We start from the raw sequence: 15776 nt of genomic DNA, 5'->3' as shown, positions 1-15776 counted from the left end.
AATCAAAAGAACAACAAACACATCTAAACACAGAACCAAAATCATACCCAACAACACCATCATAATAACTAGTAGTCTAATTCGGCCGGCGCCGAGACCGTTGCGTTTTTTAACGTGCCGCGTCATCGGCCAACCGCCAAATTCCTGATTGGCAGCGGCAAGGTCGAGGAACTTCGCGACCTGGTCCATGCCGAAAAGGCCGATCTGGTGATCTTCAATCACATCCTCACGCCCAGTCAGGAACGTAACCTCGAACGTGTTTTCGAGTGTCGCGTGATCGACCGCACCGGTCTGATTCTCGATATTTTCGCCCAGCGCGCCCGTACCCATGAAGGCAAGCTCCAGGTCGAACTGGCCCAGCTTGACCACATGAGCACCCGGCTGGTTCGTGGCTGGACTCACCTTGAGCGTCAAGGTGGCGGTATCGGCATGCGTGGCCCGGGTGAAACTCAACTGGAAACCGACCGCCGCTTGCTGCGGGTTCGCTTGCGACAGATCAAGGGCCGGCTGGAAAAAGTGCGCAGCCAGCGCGAACAGTCGCGACGTGGCCGTACGCGTGCGGATATCCCTACCGTGTCTTTGGTGGGGTATACCAACGCCGGTAAATCCACGCTCTTCAATAACGTGACGAAATCCGATGTGTACGCGGCTGACCAGTTGTTTGCCACGCTGGACCCGACCTTGCGCCGTCTGGAACTGGACGACCTGGGGCCGATTGTCCTGGCTGACACTGTGGGTTTCATTCGGCACTTGCCCCACAAGCTGGTCGAGGCATTTCGGTCTACCCTCGAAGAGTCGAGCAACTCCGACCTGCTGTTGCACGTGATCGATGCGGCCGAACCGGATCGCATGTTGCAGATCGAGCAGGTGATGGTGGTGCTGGGCGAGATTGGTGCCCAGGACTTGCCGATCCTCGAGGTCTATAACAAACTCGATTTGCTTGAAGGCGTTGAGCCACAAATCCAGCGCGACGAAAACGGCAAGCCTCAACGGGTGTGGCTGTCGGCGCGTGATGGCAGTGGTCTGGAATTGCTTGAGCAAGCCATTGCCGAGTTGCTGGGCGGTGATTTGTTTGTCGGTACCTTGCGCTTGCCGCAACGATTCGCTCGACTGCGTGCGCAGTTCTTCGAACTCGGAGCGGTGCAGAAAGAAGAACACGACGAAGAAGGCATCTGCCTGCTGGCCGTTCGTTTGCCACGGATCGAGTTGAATCGACTGGTGAGCCGCGAAGGATTGCAGCCGATGGATTTCATCGAGCAACACACTTTGCAATAAAAGCCTGAGAAAGCGGTTGTGCCGTGGTGACAGGCATTCTGTAGCATTGGTCGGCGCGCCGTGGGTGCGTCTTTGCTTTATCAGATGGAGAGCGCTATGGCTTGGAATGAGCCGGGTGGCAACTCGAATAATCAGGATCCTTGGGGTGGCAAGCGCCGCAATAACGGCGACCGCAAGGGACCACCGGATCTCGACGAGGCCTTCCGAAAGCTGCAGGAAAGCCTGAACGGGTTGTTCGGTGGTGGTAAGAAACGTGGTGATGATGGCGGTGGTTCGGGCAAGAGTGGCGGCTTCGGCGGCCTGCTCGGCATCGGCCTGGTCGTGCTGGCGGCCGTGTGGCTGTACAGCGCGGTCTACGTAGTCGACGAGCAGGAGCAAGCCGTGGTGCTGCGCTTCGGCAAGTACTACGAAACCGTCGGCCCGGGCCTGAACATCTATTTCCCGCCGATCGATCGCAAGTACCTGGAAAACGTCACGCGTGAGCGTGCCTATACCAAGCAGGGTCAAATGCTCACTGAAGACGAGAACATCGTCGAAGTGCCGCTGACCGTGCAGTACAAGATCAGCAACCTGCAGGACTTCGTGCTGAACGTCGATGCGCCGGAAGTCAGCCTGCAGCACGCGACCGAAAGTGCCTTGCGCCATGTGGTGGGTTCCACCGCGATGGACCAGGTGCTGACCGAAGGTCGTGAGTTGATGGCCAGCGAGATCAAGGAGCGTCTGCAACGCTTCATGGATACCTATCGCACCGGTATCACCATTACTCAGGTGAACGTACAGAGCGCCGCCGCGCCGCGTGAAGTGCAGGAAGCCTTCGATGATGTGATCCGTGCCCGTGAAGACGAGCAGCGTTCGCGCAACCAGGCTGAAACCTATGCCAACGGCGTCGTGCCGGAAGCCCGTGGTCAGGCCCAGCGTATCCTCGAGGATGCCAACGGCTACCGTGACGAAACCGTCTCGCGTGCCAAGGGTGAGGCCGATCGCTTCACCAAGTTGGTCAGCGAGTATCGCAAGGCACCCGAAGTCACCCGTGAGCGTCTGTACCTGGACACCATGCAGGAAGTCTTCAGCAACACCAGCAAGGTTCTCGTAACCGGCAACAAAAACGGCCAGAGCAATCTGCTGTACTTGCCGCTGGACAAGATGGTCGAAAGTGGTCGCAACACCAGCACTCCGGTGACCGGTGCGGCAGCCACCAGCAATGAAGCGAATGCACGTGCGGCAGCTGATCTGCAGCAACAGCCAGCACGTACCAGGGAGAGTCGCTGATGAGCAATAAATCGCTGATCGCCCTTATTGTCGGCGTCGTCGTGGCCATCGCTGCCTGGAACTGCTTCTACATCGTGGCTCAGACCGAGCGTGCGGTGCTGCTGCAGTTCGGTCGCGTGGTCCAGACCGATGTTCAGCCGGGCCTGCATGTGAAAGTGCCTTACGTTAACCAGGTGCGCAAATTCGACGCACGCCTGATGACGCTTGATGCACCGACGCAGCGCTTCCTGACGCTGGAAAAGAAAGCCGTGATGGTCGATGCCTACGCCAAGTGGCGCGTGAAGGACGCTGAGCGTTACTACACCGCGACCTCCGGCCTCAAGCAGATCGCCGACGAGCGTCTGTCCCGTCGTCTGGAGTCGGGCCTGCGTGACCAGTTCGGTAAGCGCACGCTGCACGAAGTGGTTTCCGGTGAGCGTGATGCGCTGATGTCCGACATCACCTCCTCGCTGAACAAAATGGCGGAAAAAGAGCTGGGTATCGAAGTGGTCGATGTCCGGGTCAAGGCCATCGATCTGCCGAAAGAAGTGAACCGCAGTGTGTTCGAGCGGATGAGCTCCGAGCGTGAGCGTGAAGCTCGCGAGCACCGCGCCAAGGGTAACGAGCTGGCAGAAGGCATCCGTGCCGACGCCGATCGTCAACGCCGCGTGCTGCTGGCTGAAGCCTATCGTGAATCTGAAGAGGTTCGCGGTGACGGTGATGCCCAGGCTGCTGCGATCTACTCCAAGGCCTACGGCCAGGATCAGGAGTTCTACGGTTTCTACCGTAGCCTGCGCGCCTACCGTGAAAGCTTCGCGAACAAATCCGACGTCATGGTCCTGGACCCAAGCAGCGACTTCTTCCGTTACCTGGAAAAAGCCAAGCCTTGATACGACGTTGACCTGAATCATCCCCCGCCTGGCGGCTAAAGCCTCGGGCGGGGTGATCCTTTGGGAAAACGTGTGTATGATGCGGCAGCCGGGAAATTCCCGGCTTTTTTGCGTCTGCACGTTTGATTGCTGTTTTTATGCAGGTGCCCGAGTTGAATGACTCGACAGGTTTTTCGAGGAAAGTGGTTGGCGAAGCCGGTTTCAGGCTTTTCGCCACGTTGTTTATGCGCGTGGTTTGCACATGAGCCGATCATTTTCTGCTTCACTCAAGGCTCGCCCAACGGCTGGCCGCCCGGATCATAGGGGAATGGCGTAATGGCAACGGTAGACCGCTGGCTGCTGCCAGATGGCATCGAAGAAGTACTGCCACCAGAGGCGGCGCGCATTGAAGTCGCGCGTCGCCAGGTGTTGGATCTGTTCCAGAGCTGGGGTTACGAGTTTGTCGTGACTCCCCATATCGAGTACCTGGAATCTCTGCTGACCGGTGCGGGCTCGGACCTCGATCTGCGTACCTTCAAGGTCATCGACCCGCAATCGGGCCGGCAGATGGGCTTCCGTGCCGACATCACGCCGCAAGTGGCGCGCATCGATGCGCACACCCTGCGCCGCGAAGGCCCGAGCCGTCTGTGCTATGCCGGCAGCGTGCTGCATGCTCAGCCACGCGCCTTGTCGTCCTCGCGCAGCCCGATCCAGCTGGGCGCCGAGTTGTACGGCGATGCCAGCCCGAGCAGCGACGTGGAAGTCATCAGCCTGATGCTGGCCATGCTGCAACTGGCCGATGTGCCGGATGTACACATGGACCTCGGTCATGTCGGCATCTACCGCGGCCTGGCCCGTGCGGCCGGTTTGTCCGGTGAAGTTGAACAACAGTTGTTCGATGCGTTGCAACGCAAGGCGATCGACGAGGTCATTACCTTGACCGAAGGCTTGCCTGCCGATCTGTCGGGCATGCTGCGTGCGTTGGTCGATCTGTGTGGCGGCCGTGAAGTATTGAGCGCTGCCCGCGAGCGTCTGGCGAATGCGCCAGCGCCGGTTCTGGCGGCACTGGACGATTTGCTGGCGATTGCCGAGCGACTGTCCACGCGTTTCCCGGAATTACCGCTTTACTTCGATCTGGGCGAGTTGCGCGGCTACCACTACCACACCGGTGTGGTGTTCGCGGTGTTCGTACCGGGCGTTGGCCAGTCCATTGCCCAGGGCGGTCGTTACGACGACATCGGCGCTGACTTCGGTCGCGCTCGTCCGGCAACCGGCTTCTCTACCGATTTGAAAACCCTGGTGACCCTGGGGCGTGCTGAGATCGAGCTACCGTCTGGCGGTATCTGGATGCCTGACAGTACGGATGCGGCACTCTGGCAGCAGGTTTGCCAGTTGCGCAGTGAGGGTCAGCGTGTCGTTCAGGCATTGCCTGGACAACCTTTGGCCGCCGCCCGTGAAGCGGACTGCGACCGGCAATTGATTCAGCAGAACGGGCTTTGGCAAGTATCGCCACTGGCTTCTTGAGTTTTCCTGTCGGCTGCGGCCGGCACCAAGTTTGCGCGAATGAGGACAAGTGTTATGGGTAAGAATGTCGTAGTCCTGGGCACCCAATGGGGTGATGAGGGCAAAGGCAAGATCGTTGATCTGCTGACCGAACATGCTGCCGCCGTAGTGCGCTACCAGGGTGGCCACAACGCGGGTCACACCTTGGTGATCGATGGCGAAAAAACCGTCTTGCACCTGATTCCGTCGGGCGTGCTGCGCGAAGGCGTGCAGTGCCTGATCGGCAACGGCGTGGTGGTTGCACCCGACGCTCTGCTGCGGGAAATCATCAAGCTGGAAGAGAAAGGCGTACCGGTGCGTGAGCGCCTGCGTATCAGCCCGTCCTGCCCGCTGATCCTGTCCTACCACGTAGCGCTGGACCAGGCTCGTGAAAAGGCCCGTGGCGAGCTGAAGATCGGTACTACCGGTCGCGGCATCGGCCCGGCATACGAAGACAAGGTTGCACGTCGTGGCCTGCGCATCGGTGACCTGTTCCATCGTGAGCGTTTCGCCGCCAAGCTGGGCGAGTTGCTGGATTACCACAACTTCGTGCTGGTCAATTACTACAAAGAACCAGCCATCGACTTCCAGAAAACACTCGACGAGTGCATGGAATACGCCGAGCTGCTGAAGCCGATGATGCTCGACGTCACCGCCGAGCTGCACGAGCTGCGTCGCGCGGGCAAAGACATCATGTTCGAAGGCGCCCAGGGCTCCCTGCTGGACATCGACCACGGTACCTACCCGTACGTCACCAGCTCCAACACCACGGCGGGCGGCATTGCCACCGGTTCCGGTTTTGGCCCGATGTACCTGGATTACATCCTGGGTATCACCAAGGCTTACACCACTCGCGTCGGTTCGGGTCCGTTCCCGACTGAACTGTTCGACGACGTTGGTGCATTCCTGGCCAAGCGTGGCCACGAGTTCGGCGCTACCACCGGCCGTGCCCGTCGTTGCGGCTGGTTCGATGCCGTCATCCTGCGTCGCGCTATCGACGTCAACAGCATTTCGGGCCTGTGCCTGACCAAGCTGGACGTGCTGGACGGCCTGGAAACCATTAACATCTGCGTTGGCTACAAGAACCAGGATGGTGCAGTGATCGACGCACCGACTGACGCCGACAGCTACATCGGCCTGGAGCCGGTGTACGAAGAGATGCCAGGCTGGACCGAATCCACCGTCGGTGCCAAGACGCTGGAAGAGCTGCCGCAAGCTGCTCGCAACTACATCAAGCGTGTCGAAGAGTTGGTCGGTGCGCCGATTGACATTATTTCGACGGGCCCGGACCGCAACGAAACCATCGTTTTGCGTCACCCGTTCGCTTAATAAGTCGTTGATGTAGAAAGCAAAGGGTCCTTGATTGGACCCTTTGTCGTTTATGCCTGCCGGACGGCATGACCTTTGCTGTGATGTTGAATAAAAGCATCGCTTCCAGCGCGCCATCAATTTAATGGCGCCAAAGCAGAGGGATTCCAAGTGTCGGCCGTTCTCTCATTGTTACAAAGCCGTTTGTTGCGGCCTGTGTTCGTTACCCTTGGTATCGCCCTTTTGGTGCAAGTGCTGGTGGCTGTCGCCCTGACTCGGAGCACGGTGACTGCGCTTGAAGCCGATCTCGGTGTGCGCCTGGGGGTCGACAGTCAAAAACTGTCTGGTGAGCTTGAGCAGGCCGGGCGTGAAGTTACGTCCAGCCTGGACAATCTCTCCACCAGTACCCGCCAGCGACTGACCGCCGGTTTGTCTACGCGATTGAAAGACGAGCAGGTGCAATTGCGTGCGACGTTGGAAAAGGATCTCAAGGATTCGGCCAACGACATGGCGCAACTGCTGGCCTCGGTCGCTCCGCGCGCCATGTGGGACAGCGACGTTCCAACCCTGTCCGAATTCGCCCGTCGGGCCCAGCGCAATCCCAACGTGTTGTTCGTGGTGTATGACGACGCGACGGGTCAGCACTTGACTCGCTACCTCAACCGCGAAAACCCGATCAACAAGGCGCTGCTGGAGAAAGGCCAGGGCGAGCGCGCGCTGGACAAGGTGCTGGACGCGGCGAAGAACGATCCGTCGGTCTACTACCTCGAAGCCTCGATCAACCCCAACGGCGTGGAAATCGGCAAGGTCTTGATGGGCGTCTCGACCGCGTCGGTGGAAACCGATCTCGCGGCCCTGGATAAACGTTTTGCGGCGCTGATCGCCAGCGGTGATCAACTGGTCGGCGACAGCCTCAAGGGCGCGGCTGCCGACAGTGCCACGGCGATGCGTGCGCGTCTGACATCTGCGCAGGCCACGGCCTCTGAAATGAAAGCCAACACCACCAGCACCGTGCAGGAAGCGGCGTCGACGTTGCGCTGGCGCATCGGGATGTTCCTGGCGCTGGTCGGTTGCGGTGTGTTGCTGTTGCTCGCGGTGGTGCTGGGTCGCCGAGTGGTTAACCGCTTGAAGATGCTCATTGCTGCGATGGATGACCTGGCCGCGGGCGAGGGCGACCTGACCAAGCGTGTGCAGATCAACAGCAAAGACGAAATCGGCGACATGGCCTCGGCGGTCAATCGCTTTGTGGATAAGTTGCAGCCGATCGTGCGCGAAGCGGGCGATGTGGCCCAGCGCACTGGCGTGGAAATCGGCGCCATGACCCTGCGTAATGCCGGAGCCGATGCGGCAGCGGGCATGCAGCGCGATGAAGTGGCCGAGAGTCTGCGCGCGTTGTCGCAAATGGCGGATGAAGCCCAGTCAGAAAGTCACGCCATGCAGGCGGCCTTGCAGCAGGTGGTGGACATTCGTTCGGCCACTGATGAAAACACCCGCACTTCGGCGAAAGTCGGCAGTTTGATCGAGGCATTGGCCGGGCAGGTCGACACCGGGGCGAAAGTCATCGAGCGGCTGGCACAGCAAAGTGAGCAGATTGAAGTGGTGTTGACCGTGATTCACGGGATCGCCGAGCAAACCAACCTGCTGGCACTGAACGCCGCCATCGAAGCGGCGCGTGCCGGCGAAACCGGTCGCGGCTTTGCCGTGGTGGCGGATGAAGTCCGGGCGCTGGCAAGCAAGACCCAAAGTTCTACCGGCGACATCCAGGCGCACATCGTGGCCTTGCAGCAAGGCGCACGTGAGGCAGTCGCAGCGATCGGCCAGGCCGGGCGTCAGGCCAATGAAGGTTTGCTGGTGTTACGTGACAGTGCGCGGTTGCAGCAGTCGGTGCAGGCTTCGGTCGAGCAGGTTCATGCGGCGATTGGTCTGGCGACCCAGGCAGCGGCACATCAGGCGCAAGGTGCGCAAGCGGTGCGCGGTCGTGTCGAAACGATTCATGCACAGGCTGAGAAAGCGGCTCAGGCGGTGGTGGAGACCACGGCCAGCGGCAAGGTGCTGGATGGGTTGGCAGCGCAGTTGAAGGCGAGCCTGGGGCAGTTCAGGGCTTAGGATTTGTATTGGCGGGTCTGACGCCTTCGCGGGCAAGCCTCGCTCCTACAAGGGATCACGCATTCCCTGTAGGAGCGAGGCTTGCCCGCGAAGCTTTTCAACGGCTCAAATACATCCGTGTTGTTAGCAGATAAACCGGCAACCCCGACACCAGTATCAACAACGCCGCATAAGGCGCCGCCGCCGCAAACTCAACGTTCGAGGTATGCGCCCAAACCTCCGTCGCCAGCGTATTGAGCCCGGTCGGACTCAACAACAGCGTCGCCGTCAGTTCCTTCATCGCATCCAGAAACACCAACGCGAACGCCGCACCCAGCGCCGGGAAAATGATCGGCAGCGTCACCCGACAGAACGCACTCAAAGACGACGCCCCCAGCGTGCGTGCCGCCTCTTCCAGTTGCGGCGCTGCCTTGTTCAGCGCCGTGCGAATCGGCGCCTGGGCCAATGGCAAAAACAGCAATGCATAAGCGATCAGCAGCAGCGCCGAAGTCTGGTACAGCGCCGGCACATAGTGCAGGGCGAAATACACCAGCGTCAGCGCAATCACCAGGCCTGGCAGTGCGTGCAGCAGATACGGCAAGCGCTCGGCCCAGATTGCGAGTCGGCCTTTATGACGCACCACCAGCAATCCCACCGGCACCGCCAGCACCAGGCACAGCGCAGCGCCACCCAGCGACAACGCCAGGGACGACAACAGCGCCTCGCTGATCGCTGCCACCGGGAATGCCGCCGACGAACCTACCGCCAGCCAGAACACAAGCATCCCCAGCGGAATGCCGCTGCCGATGATCGCCAGCGCCAGGCAGTAAACCTGTCCGGCAACCGTCCACGGCCCCAGTCGAACCTGTTCCGCCTGCCGTGCTGCGCCCTGACCGGTGCGCACGTGCCGACCTTTGCCCCGTACTCGCAGCTCAAGCCATAACAACACCAGGCAAAGCGCCAGAAGCACCGCCGACAGCATTGCCGCGTTGGCGTTGCTGAATTCCAGCTCGAACTGCTGATAGATCGCGGTGGTAAAGGTTTGCAGGCCGATGATCGACAGGGCGCCGAACTCCACCAGCATGTGCAGGGCAATCAACAGCGAACCGGCCAGCAGGGACGGCCAAAGCAGGGGGAGGGTAATCCTGAAAAATACGCCCCAGCGATTCTGTCCCAAGGTGCGGGCAGACTCTTCCAGGGACGGATCGAGATTGCGCAGGGTCGCCGCAACTGGCAGAAAAATCAGCGGGTACTTCGACAGGGTCATCACCAGGATCGCCCCGCCCAAGCCTTCGAAATGCGCGCTCAGGGACACCCAGGTAAAACTGCTGACGAACGCCGGCACGGCGAACGGCAAGCACAGAATCACGCCCCACAAGCGCCGTCCCGGCAGATTGCTGCGTTCCAGCAGCCAGGCAAGGGACAAACCGATCACGCCGCAGGCGACGGTCACTCCGATCATCAGCGCTAACGTATTGCGAAGCAGCCCGAACACATAAGGCCGCCACAGCAGATGCAGCGCCTCGGCCCAGCCGGCCTGCCAGGTTTTGAGCCCGACATACACCAGCGGCAAAAGGCTGAGCACCACCAACAGCAACACCGGCAGCAGCAGCCAGATCGACGGCCGCTTGCGCCGTGGCACGTAAGCCCCGCGCGAGGCGGGGGCGGATAACGAGGCGCCCATCAGTTCAAGCCAACGTCACGTTCCAGGTCCAGGGCTTCTTCGGCATTGCCGAGGTCGGCCGGGGTGACTTTCGGTGCCTGCAGTTCGCTGAACGGCTTGAGACCGCGATCCGATTCCATGCCCTTGTGCAGCGGGTACTCGGCGGTGGTCTGAGTGATCACGCGCTGGCCTTCTTCGCTGGCCATGTAGGCGAGGAATTGCTGGGCTTCTTTTGGGTGTTTACTGGATTTCAGCACGGCGGCGCTGGAAACGGTGATCAGTCCACCGACGTCGCCGCCGGTGAAGTAATGCAGTTTCGAATCGAGCTGGCCTTTTTCGCGCTGCAAGGCGAACCAGTAATAGTTGTTCACCAATACGGTGGCGACTTCACCGTTTTCCACCGCCTTCAGCGCCACCATGTTGTTGCTGTAAGTCTTGCCGAACGCGCGCAGGCCGGTCAGCCATTCTTCGGCCGCGTCCATGCCGTGGACTTTGATGATTGCCACGGCCTGTTCCTGGAACGCGCCGCTGGTAGGCACGAATCCGACCTTGCCTTGCCATTTCGGATCGGAGAATTCCATCACCGACTTGGGCAGGTCTTTTTCAGCGATCAGTTTCGGGTTGAAAGCGACAACGCGGACCCGGGCGGTGATGCCGATCCAGGTGCCATTGCCGGCGACGTAGTCTTTCGGCAGAACGGCGAGGGTGGCTGCATCGGTCTGAGCCAACAGGCCCTGTTCACCGAGCTTGTTCAGCGGAGGCGATTCTTCGGTGTAGATCACATCGGCAGGGGAACGATCACCTTCTTCGACGACCTGGCTGGCGAGCTGGTTGCTGCTGCCTTTGCGCACGTTGACGTGAATGCCGGTCTTGGCTTCGAAGGCTTTGGCGATGGCGTCGCCGACTTCCTTGTGTTGACCGTTGTAGAGCGTCAGGGAAACTGGATCAGCAGCCTGGGTGAGGGGAGTGGCGAGTGCCAGGCCGAGCAGGGTGAAGGTCAGGCCTCGGCGCAGGGTATTTCGAAACATCATTCGCAGGGTTCCTCACTGTCGCATTGCAAAAACTTGAAACAATGATAAACGATATTGTTTCTCAAGTGCGTCTTGCGGGTCTGAGGAGTTTTTGCTAGAGCGGCTGGCGTGCGCCTCTCTGATGGGGTGAAGAGCTTTTGTGGCGAGGGGGCTTGCCCCCGTTCGGCTGCGAAGCAGTCGTCAAACCTGAGAATGCGGTTTAGCAGAATGAAAGCTGGGGCCGCTTCGCACCCCAACGGGGCGATGCGGCGTCCCGACAAGCCCCCTCGCCACAGGGTGCGATGTATGTTTGAGGTTTTTCAATGCCAGAAACGCAAAAACCCGCTTTCGCGGGTTTCTGTGAAATTCAAGATCGTGACCTTGAATTTGAATTGGTGCCCAGAAGAAGACTCGAACTTCCACGACCTTGCGGTCACCAGCACCTGAAGCTGGCGTGTCTACCAATTTCACCATCTGGGCATAATCTTCAGCGTCGCCGCTGTTGATGTGGCGCACTATACGGAGAGCGTTTTGATCTGTAAACCCCTGATTTAGATTTAATAAATCAGATGTTTAGAATGCAAAAAACCCGCTTTCGCGGGTTTTTGTGTGAGCCTTGAAATTGATCTAATCTCAAGCTCTAAATTGGTGCCCAGAAGAAGACTCGAACTTCCACGACCTTGCGGTCACCAGCACCTGAAGCTGGCGTGTCTACCAATTTCACCATCTGGGCAGTATCGGCAACGCTAGTGCGTCGTCGATGGCGCGCACTATACGGAGCGTCTTTTTAACTGTAAACCCCCGACATCAAAAAAACCTGGAAAATTTTACCAGCGGCATTTAAATCAGCTTTGCGCTGTCGATATAACGCTTTAGATGGGCTGTCGCAGTCTGAAATTTCCCGTTTCATTACGCCTATGCCAAACTAACCCGCATATAGACAAGGTGAAAACTCTCTAATGGCCGATTGGCAGTCCCTCGATCCCGAGGCCGCTCGTGAAGCGGAAAAATATGACAACCCTATTCCTAGCCGCGAACTGATCCTTCAGCACCTTGCTGATCGGGGTTCGCCTGCTAACCGCGAGCAGTTGGTGGAAGAGTTTGGTCTGGCCACAGAAGACCAGATCGAAGCCCTGCGTCGCCGCCTGCGCGCCATGGAGCGCGATGCTCAACTCATCTATACCCGTCGCGGCACTTATGCGCCGGTGGACAAGCTCGACCTGATCCTCGGCCGCATCAGCGGTCACCGTGACGGCTTCGGCTTCCTGGTCCCGGACGACGGCAGTGACGACCTGTTCATGAGTCCGGCGCAAATGCGTCTGGTGTTCGATGGCGACCGAGCCCTGGCCCGTGTGTCCGGCCTCGACCGTCGCGGTCGCCGCGAAGGCATGATCGTCGAAGTGGTGTCCCGTGCACACGAGACCATCGTCGGTCGCTACTTCGAAGAGGGCGGTATCGGCTTCGTCGTCGCGGACAATCCGAAGATCCAGCAAGAAGTGCTGGTCACCCCGGGTCGTAACGCCAACGCGCAGGTCGGTCAATTCGTCGAAGTGAAGATCACTCACTGGCCGACGCCACGCTTCCAGCCGCAAGGCGACGTGGTCGAAGTCGTGGGCAACTACATGGCGCCGGGCATGGAAATCGACGTTGCCCTGCGCACCTACGATATTCCTCACGTCTGGCCTGAGGCTGTGCTCAAAGAAGCCGCCAAGCTCAAGCCTGAAGTCGAAGAGAAAGACAAAGAGAAACGCATCGACCTGCGTCATCTGCCGTTCGTGACCATCGACGGTGAAGACGCGCGCGACTTCGATGACGCGGTCTACTGCGAAGCCAAGCCGGGCAAACTGCGCCTGTTCTCCGGTGGCTGGAAGTTGTACGTGGCGATTGCCGACGTTTCCAGCTACGTGAAGATCGGTTCGGCCCTGGACAACGAATCCCAGGTTCGCGGCAACTCGGTGTACTTCCCCGAGCGCGTCGTGCCGATGCTGCCGGAGCAACTGTCCAACGGCCTGTGCTCGCTGAACCCGCACGTCGATCGCCTGGCCATGGTTTGCGAGATGACCATCTCCAAATCCGGCGAGATGACAGACTACTGCTTCTACGAAGCGGTGATTCACTCCCACGCTCGCCTGACTTACAACAAAGTCAGCGCGATGCTTGAAACGCCGAAAATCACCGAGGCGCGTCAGCTTCGCGGTGAATACAACGACGTTCTGCCGCATCTCAAGCAGCTTTATGCGCTGTACAAGGTGCTGCTGGCTGCTCGTCACGTGCGTGGCGCGATCGATTTCGAAACGCAGGAAACCCGGATCATCTTCGGCACCGAGCGCAAGATTGCCGAAATCCGTCCGACCGTGCGTAACGATGCGCACAAGCTGATCGAGGAATGCATGCTGGCGGCCAACGTGGCCACCGCCGAATTCCTGAAGAAGCACGAAATCCCGGCGCTGTATCGCGTCCACGATGGTCCGCCACCGGAGCGTCTGGAAAAACTGCGCGCCTTCCTCGGCGAGCTCGGCCTGTCCCTGCACAAAGGCAAGGACGGCCCGTCGCCGAAGGATTACCAGGCATTGCTGGCCAGCATCAAGGACCGTCCGGATTTCCATCTGATCCAGACCGTCATGCTGCGTTCGTTGAGTCAGGCGGTGTACAGCGCCGATAACCAAGGCCACTTCGGCCTGAATTACGAAGCCTATACCCACTTCACTTCGCCGATCCGCCGCTACCCGGACTTGCTCACGCACCGGGCGATCCGTAGCGTCATTCATTCCAAGCAGGACACGCCGCATGTTCGCCGTGCCGGCGCGATGACCATTCCGAAAGCGCGCATCTATCCATACGACGAAGCGGCGCTGGAACAGCTGGGCGAGCAATGCTCGATGAGCGAACGGCGTGCCGACGAAGCGACCCGCGACGTCGTGAACTGGCTCAAGTGCGAATTCATGAAAGACCGCGTGGGCGAATCGTTCCCGGGCGTGATCACTGCCGTGACCGGTTTTGGTCTGTTCGTCGAACTGACCGACATCTACGTCGAAGGCCTGGTGCACGTCACCGCGCTGCCGGGCGATTACTACCACTTCGACCCTGTGCACCACCGCCTCGCCGGTGAACGCACCGGTCGCAGCTTCCGCCTTGGCGACACCGTTGAAGTGCGCGTGATGCGCGTTGACCTCGACGAGCGCAAGATCGACTTCGAGATGGCTGAAAAAACCATCAGCGCGCCGATTGGTCGCAAGAAGCGCGGGACTGAAAAGACCGAGCCAGCCGCCAAGACAGCGGCCAAGACAGCGGCCAAAACCGCAGCAGAACCGGCACCGGCTAAAACCGGTCGTCGTCCTGCCAAGGAAAAGGCTGTCGAAGCCTATCGCCCAAGCGATGCCGCGGCGAAGAATGCCGAGCTGCGTAAAAGCCGTGAATTGAAACAGGCGTTGCTGTCTGAAGCGAAAAGCGGCGGTAAAGCGGCGTCTGGGGGAAAGACCGGGCGGTCGGCGCCTGACAAGGTTCCCGGCAGCAAGCCAAGCAAACACCGTAAAGGCCCGCCGAAAGCGGGTTCGGCCCCAGCCAAAAGCGGCGGGGCCCGTAAACCTAAGGCCAAGTCATGAGTCAGTTGGAAAAGATCTACGGCGTGCACGCTGTAGAAGCGTTGCTGCGCCACCACCCGAAACGCGTCAAGCAGATCTGGCTGGCTGAAGGCCGCAGCGATCCGCGGGTTCAGACGCTGATCGAACTGGCTGCGGAAAATCGCGTAGCCGTCGGCAACGCCGAGCGCCGTGAGCTGGATGCCTGGGTTGAGGGCGTGCACCAGGGCGTGGTGGCGGACGTGAGTCCGAGCCAGGTCTGGGGCGAGGCGATGCTCGACGAACTGCTGGATCGCACCGAAGGCGCACCGCTGTTGCTGGTGCTCGACGGCGTGACCGATCCGCACAACCTCGGTGCTTGCCTGCGTTCTGCCGATGCGGCAGGCGCGCTGGCAGTGATCGTTCCGAAGGACAAGTCAGCCACCTTGACCCCGACGGTACGGAAGGTTGCTTGTGGCGCGGCGGAAGTGATTCCGTTGGTTGCCGTGACCAACCTGGCGCGCACCCTGGAAAAACTCAAGCAGCGCGGCTTGTGGGTCGTCGGTACGGCGGGCGAGGCTGAGCAGAGTCTGTATCAGCATGACATGACCGGCCCGACCATCCTGATCATGGGGGCGGAAGGCAGTGGCATGCGTCGCCTGACCCGTGATCTGTGCGACTACCTGGTGCACTTGCCGATGGCCGGTAGCGTCAGCAGTCTCAACGTTTCCGTGGCGACCGGCGTTTGCCTGTTCGAGGCCTTGCGTCAGCGCGGCGTCAAAGCTGCCGGCAAGAAGTAAAACGGGCGCCGTTCCAGTGTGGGAGCGGGCTTGCCCGCGATGAGGGAGTGTCAGTCGACAGAAATGTTGCCTGTGAAGCCCTCATCGCAGGCAAGCCAGCTCCCACAGTTGTTTGTGGTGTCTGGTGGTTGTTCAAATAATCACCAATTGCCTTGCACCTCTCCCGCCCCTTCTCTACAATTGCGCCCCTTGCTGTGACGGCAGGCACGCATGTGTCTATCGCAAGCAAGTCCATAAGTGTCATTCACTCCTTGTCTGACCGTTTTTGAACGGCAGGCTACAACCCGTAAGGAGCATTCATGCGTCATTACGAAATCATCTTTTTGGTCCACCCGGATCAAAGCGAGCAAGTCGTATTCATGGTTTTTCGTTACTACTTTATTATAGTATAAGTCGTTTTTATATTATTCCGTATGTTT

General features: G+C 59.6%; 11 protein-coding genes, 2 tRNA genes and 1 pseudogene. 9 read left to right on the top strand and 5 right to left on the bottom strand.

What is annotated here, in order from left to right; genetic code table 11:
• A partial coding sequence (locus tag ACIQV9_RS22650) for a hypothetical protein (protein ID WP_403106321.1) occupies window positions 1–222 on the bottom strand: 222 nt, incomplete at its 3' end.
• Here ACIQV9_RS22650 and hflX point away from each other — a divergent pair.
• The 6 genes from hflX (at window position 115) to ACIQV9_RS22620 (ending at window position 8348) form a co-directional block, all read left to right on the top strand.
• On the top strand, window positions 115–1275 hold the full coding sequence (gene hflX / locus ACIQV9_RS22645) for a ribosome rescue GTPase HflX (protein WP_403106158.1): 1161 nt from the start codon (window positions 115–117) through the stop codon (window positions 1273–1275). The genes ACIQV9_RS22650 and hflX overlap by 108 nt on opposite strands.
• Window positions 1276–1371: 96 nt before the next feature.
• Window positions 1372–2544, top strand: coding sequence for an FtsH protease activity modulator HflK (hflK, locus tag ACIQV9_RS22640; protein WP_403106155.1), 1173 nt, complete (start codon window positions 1372–1374; stop codon window positions 2542–2544).
• Window positions 2544–3413, top strand: coding sequence for a protease modulator HflC (gene hflC / locus ACIQV9_RS22635; protein WP_403106152.1), 870 nt, complete (start codon window positions 2544–2546; stop codon window positions 3411–3413). Before hflK ends, hflC begins: the two co-directional genes overlap by 1 nt.
• A 315-nt stretch (window positions 3414–3728) precedes the next feature.
• A complete protein-coding gene (locus tag ACIQV9_RS22630) occupies window positions 3729–4916 on the top strand; it encodes an ATP phosphoribosyltransferase regulatory subunit (protein WP_109627704.1) in 1188 nt (395 codons plus the stop codon).
• A 54-nt stretch (window positions 4917–4970) separates the two neighbouring features.
• Complete coding sequence (locus tag ACIQV9_RS22625; protein WP_010464193.1) at window positions 4971–6263, top strand: adenylosuccinate synthase; 1293 nt, start codon at window positions 4971–4973, stop codon at window positions 6261–6263.
• 150 nt (window positions 6264–6413) lie between these two features.
• Window positions 6414–8348, top strand: a complete 1935-nt coding sequence (locus ACIQV9_RS22620; protein WP_403106147.1) for a methyl-accepting chemotaxis protein — start codon at window positions 6414–6416, stop codon at window positions 8346–8348.
• 97 nt (window positions 8349–8445) lie between these two features.
• On the opposite strand, the gene ACIQV9_RS22615 is transcribed toward ACIQV9_RS22620, so the two are convergent.
• From ACIQV9_RS22615 to ACIQV9_RS22600, 4 genes are all read right to left on the bottom strand, one after another.
• Window positions 8446–10011, bottom strand: a complete 1566-nt coding sequence (locus tag ACIQV9_RS22615) for an ABC transporter permease (protein WP_403106144.1) — start codon at window positions 10009–10011, stop codon at window positions 8446–8448.
• The gene (locus ACIQV9_RS22610) at window positions 10011–11021 is read right to left on the bottom strand and encodes an extracellular solute-binding protein (protein WP_403106141.1); all 1011 of its coding nucleotides are present in this window, start codon (window positions 11019–11021) and stop codon (window positions 10011–10013) included. The genes ACIQV9_RS22615 and ACIQV9_RS22610 overlap by 1 nt, the downstream gene beginning before the upstream one ends.
• Before the next feature lie 372 nt (window positions 11022–11393).
• Window positions 11394–11480: transfer RNA gene (locus tag ACIQV9_RS22605), tRNA-Leu, on the bottom strand.
• Between the two features lie 166 nt (window positions 11481–11646).
• Window positions 11647–11733 (bottom strand) — tRNA-Leu (locus ACIQV9_RS22600).
• 226 nt (window positions 11734–11959) lie between these two features.
• Between ACIQV9_RS22600 and rnr the strand changes: the two genes are divergently transcribed.
• The 3 genes and pseudogenes from rnr to ACIQV9_RS22585 form a co-directional block, all read left to right on the top strand.
• Window positions 11960–14602 (top strand): ribonuclease R, encoded by a 2643-nt coding sequence (gene rnr / locus ACIQV9_RS22595; protein WP_403106139.1) that lies wholly within the window; start codon window positions 11960–11962, stop codon window positions 14600–14602.
• Window positions 14599–15357: a 23S rRNA (guanosine(2251)-2'-O)-methyltransferase RlmB gene (gene rlmB, locus ACIQV9_RS22590; RefSeq protein ID WP_403106136.1), complete on the top strand. Its 759-nt coding sequence runs from the start codon at window positions 14599–14601 to the stop codon at window positions 15355–15357. The genes rnr and rlmB overlap by 4 nt, the downstream gene beginning before the upstream one ends.
• A gap of 299 nt (window positions 15358–15656) precedes the next feature.
• A pseudogene (locus ACIQV9_RS22585) lies at window positions 15657–15743 on the top strand (30S ribosomal protein S6); the annotation flags it as partial.
• Window positions 15744–15776 lie beyond the last annotated feature (33 nt).

Source organism: Pseudomonas sp. NPDC099000 (assembly GCF_044759925.1).
Classification (GTDB): Bacteria; Pseudomonadota; Gammaproteobacteria; order Pseudomonadales; family Pseudomonadaceae; genus Aquipseudomonas.
Note: the sequence above shows the minus strand (reverse complement) of the source record. Positions and strands in the feature narration are given on the sequence as shown.

Coding starts and splice junctions, on each gene's coding strand:
- hflK (WP_403106155.1), top strand. CDS start 1,372: ATGGCTTGGAATGAGCCGGGTGGCAACTCGAATAATCAGGATCCTTGG.
- hflC (WP_403106152.1), top strand. CDS start 2,544: ATGAGCAATAAATCGCTGATCGCCCTTATTGTCGGCGTCGTCGTGGCC.
- ACIQV9_RS22630 (WP_109627704.1), top strand. CDS start 3,729: ATGGCAACGGTAGACCGCTGGCTGCTGCCAGATGGCATCGAAGAAGTA.
- ACIQV9_RS22625 (WP_010464193.1), top strand. CDS start 4,971: ATGGGTAAGAATGTCGTAGTCCTGGGCACCCAATGGGGTGATGAGGGC.
- ACIQV9_RS22615 (WP_403106144.1), bottom strand. CDS start 10,011: ATGGGCGCCTCGTTATCCGCCCCCGCCTCGCGCGGGGCTTACGTGCCA.
- ACIQV9_RS22610 (WP_403106141.1), bottom strand. CDS start 11,021: ATGATGTTTCGAAATACCCTGCGCCGAGGCCTGACCTTCACCCTGCTC.
- rnr (WP_403106139.1), top strand. CDS start 11,960: ATGGCCGATTGGCAGTCCCTCGATCCCGAGGCCGCTCGTGAAGCGGAA.
- rlmB (WP_403106136.1), top strand. CDS start 14,599: ATGAGTCAGTTGGAAAAGATCTACGGCGTGCACGCTGTAGAAGCGTTG.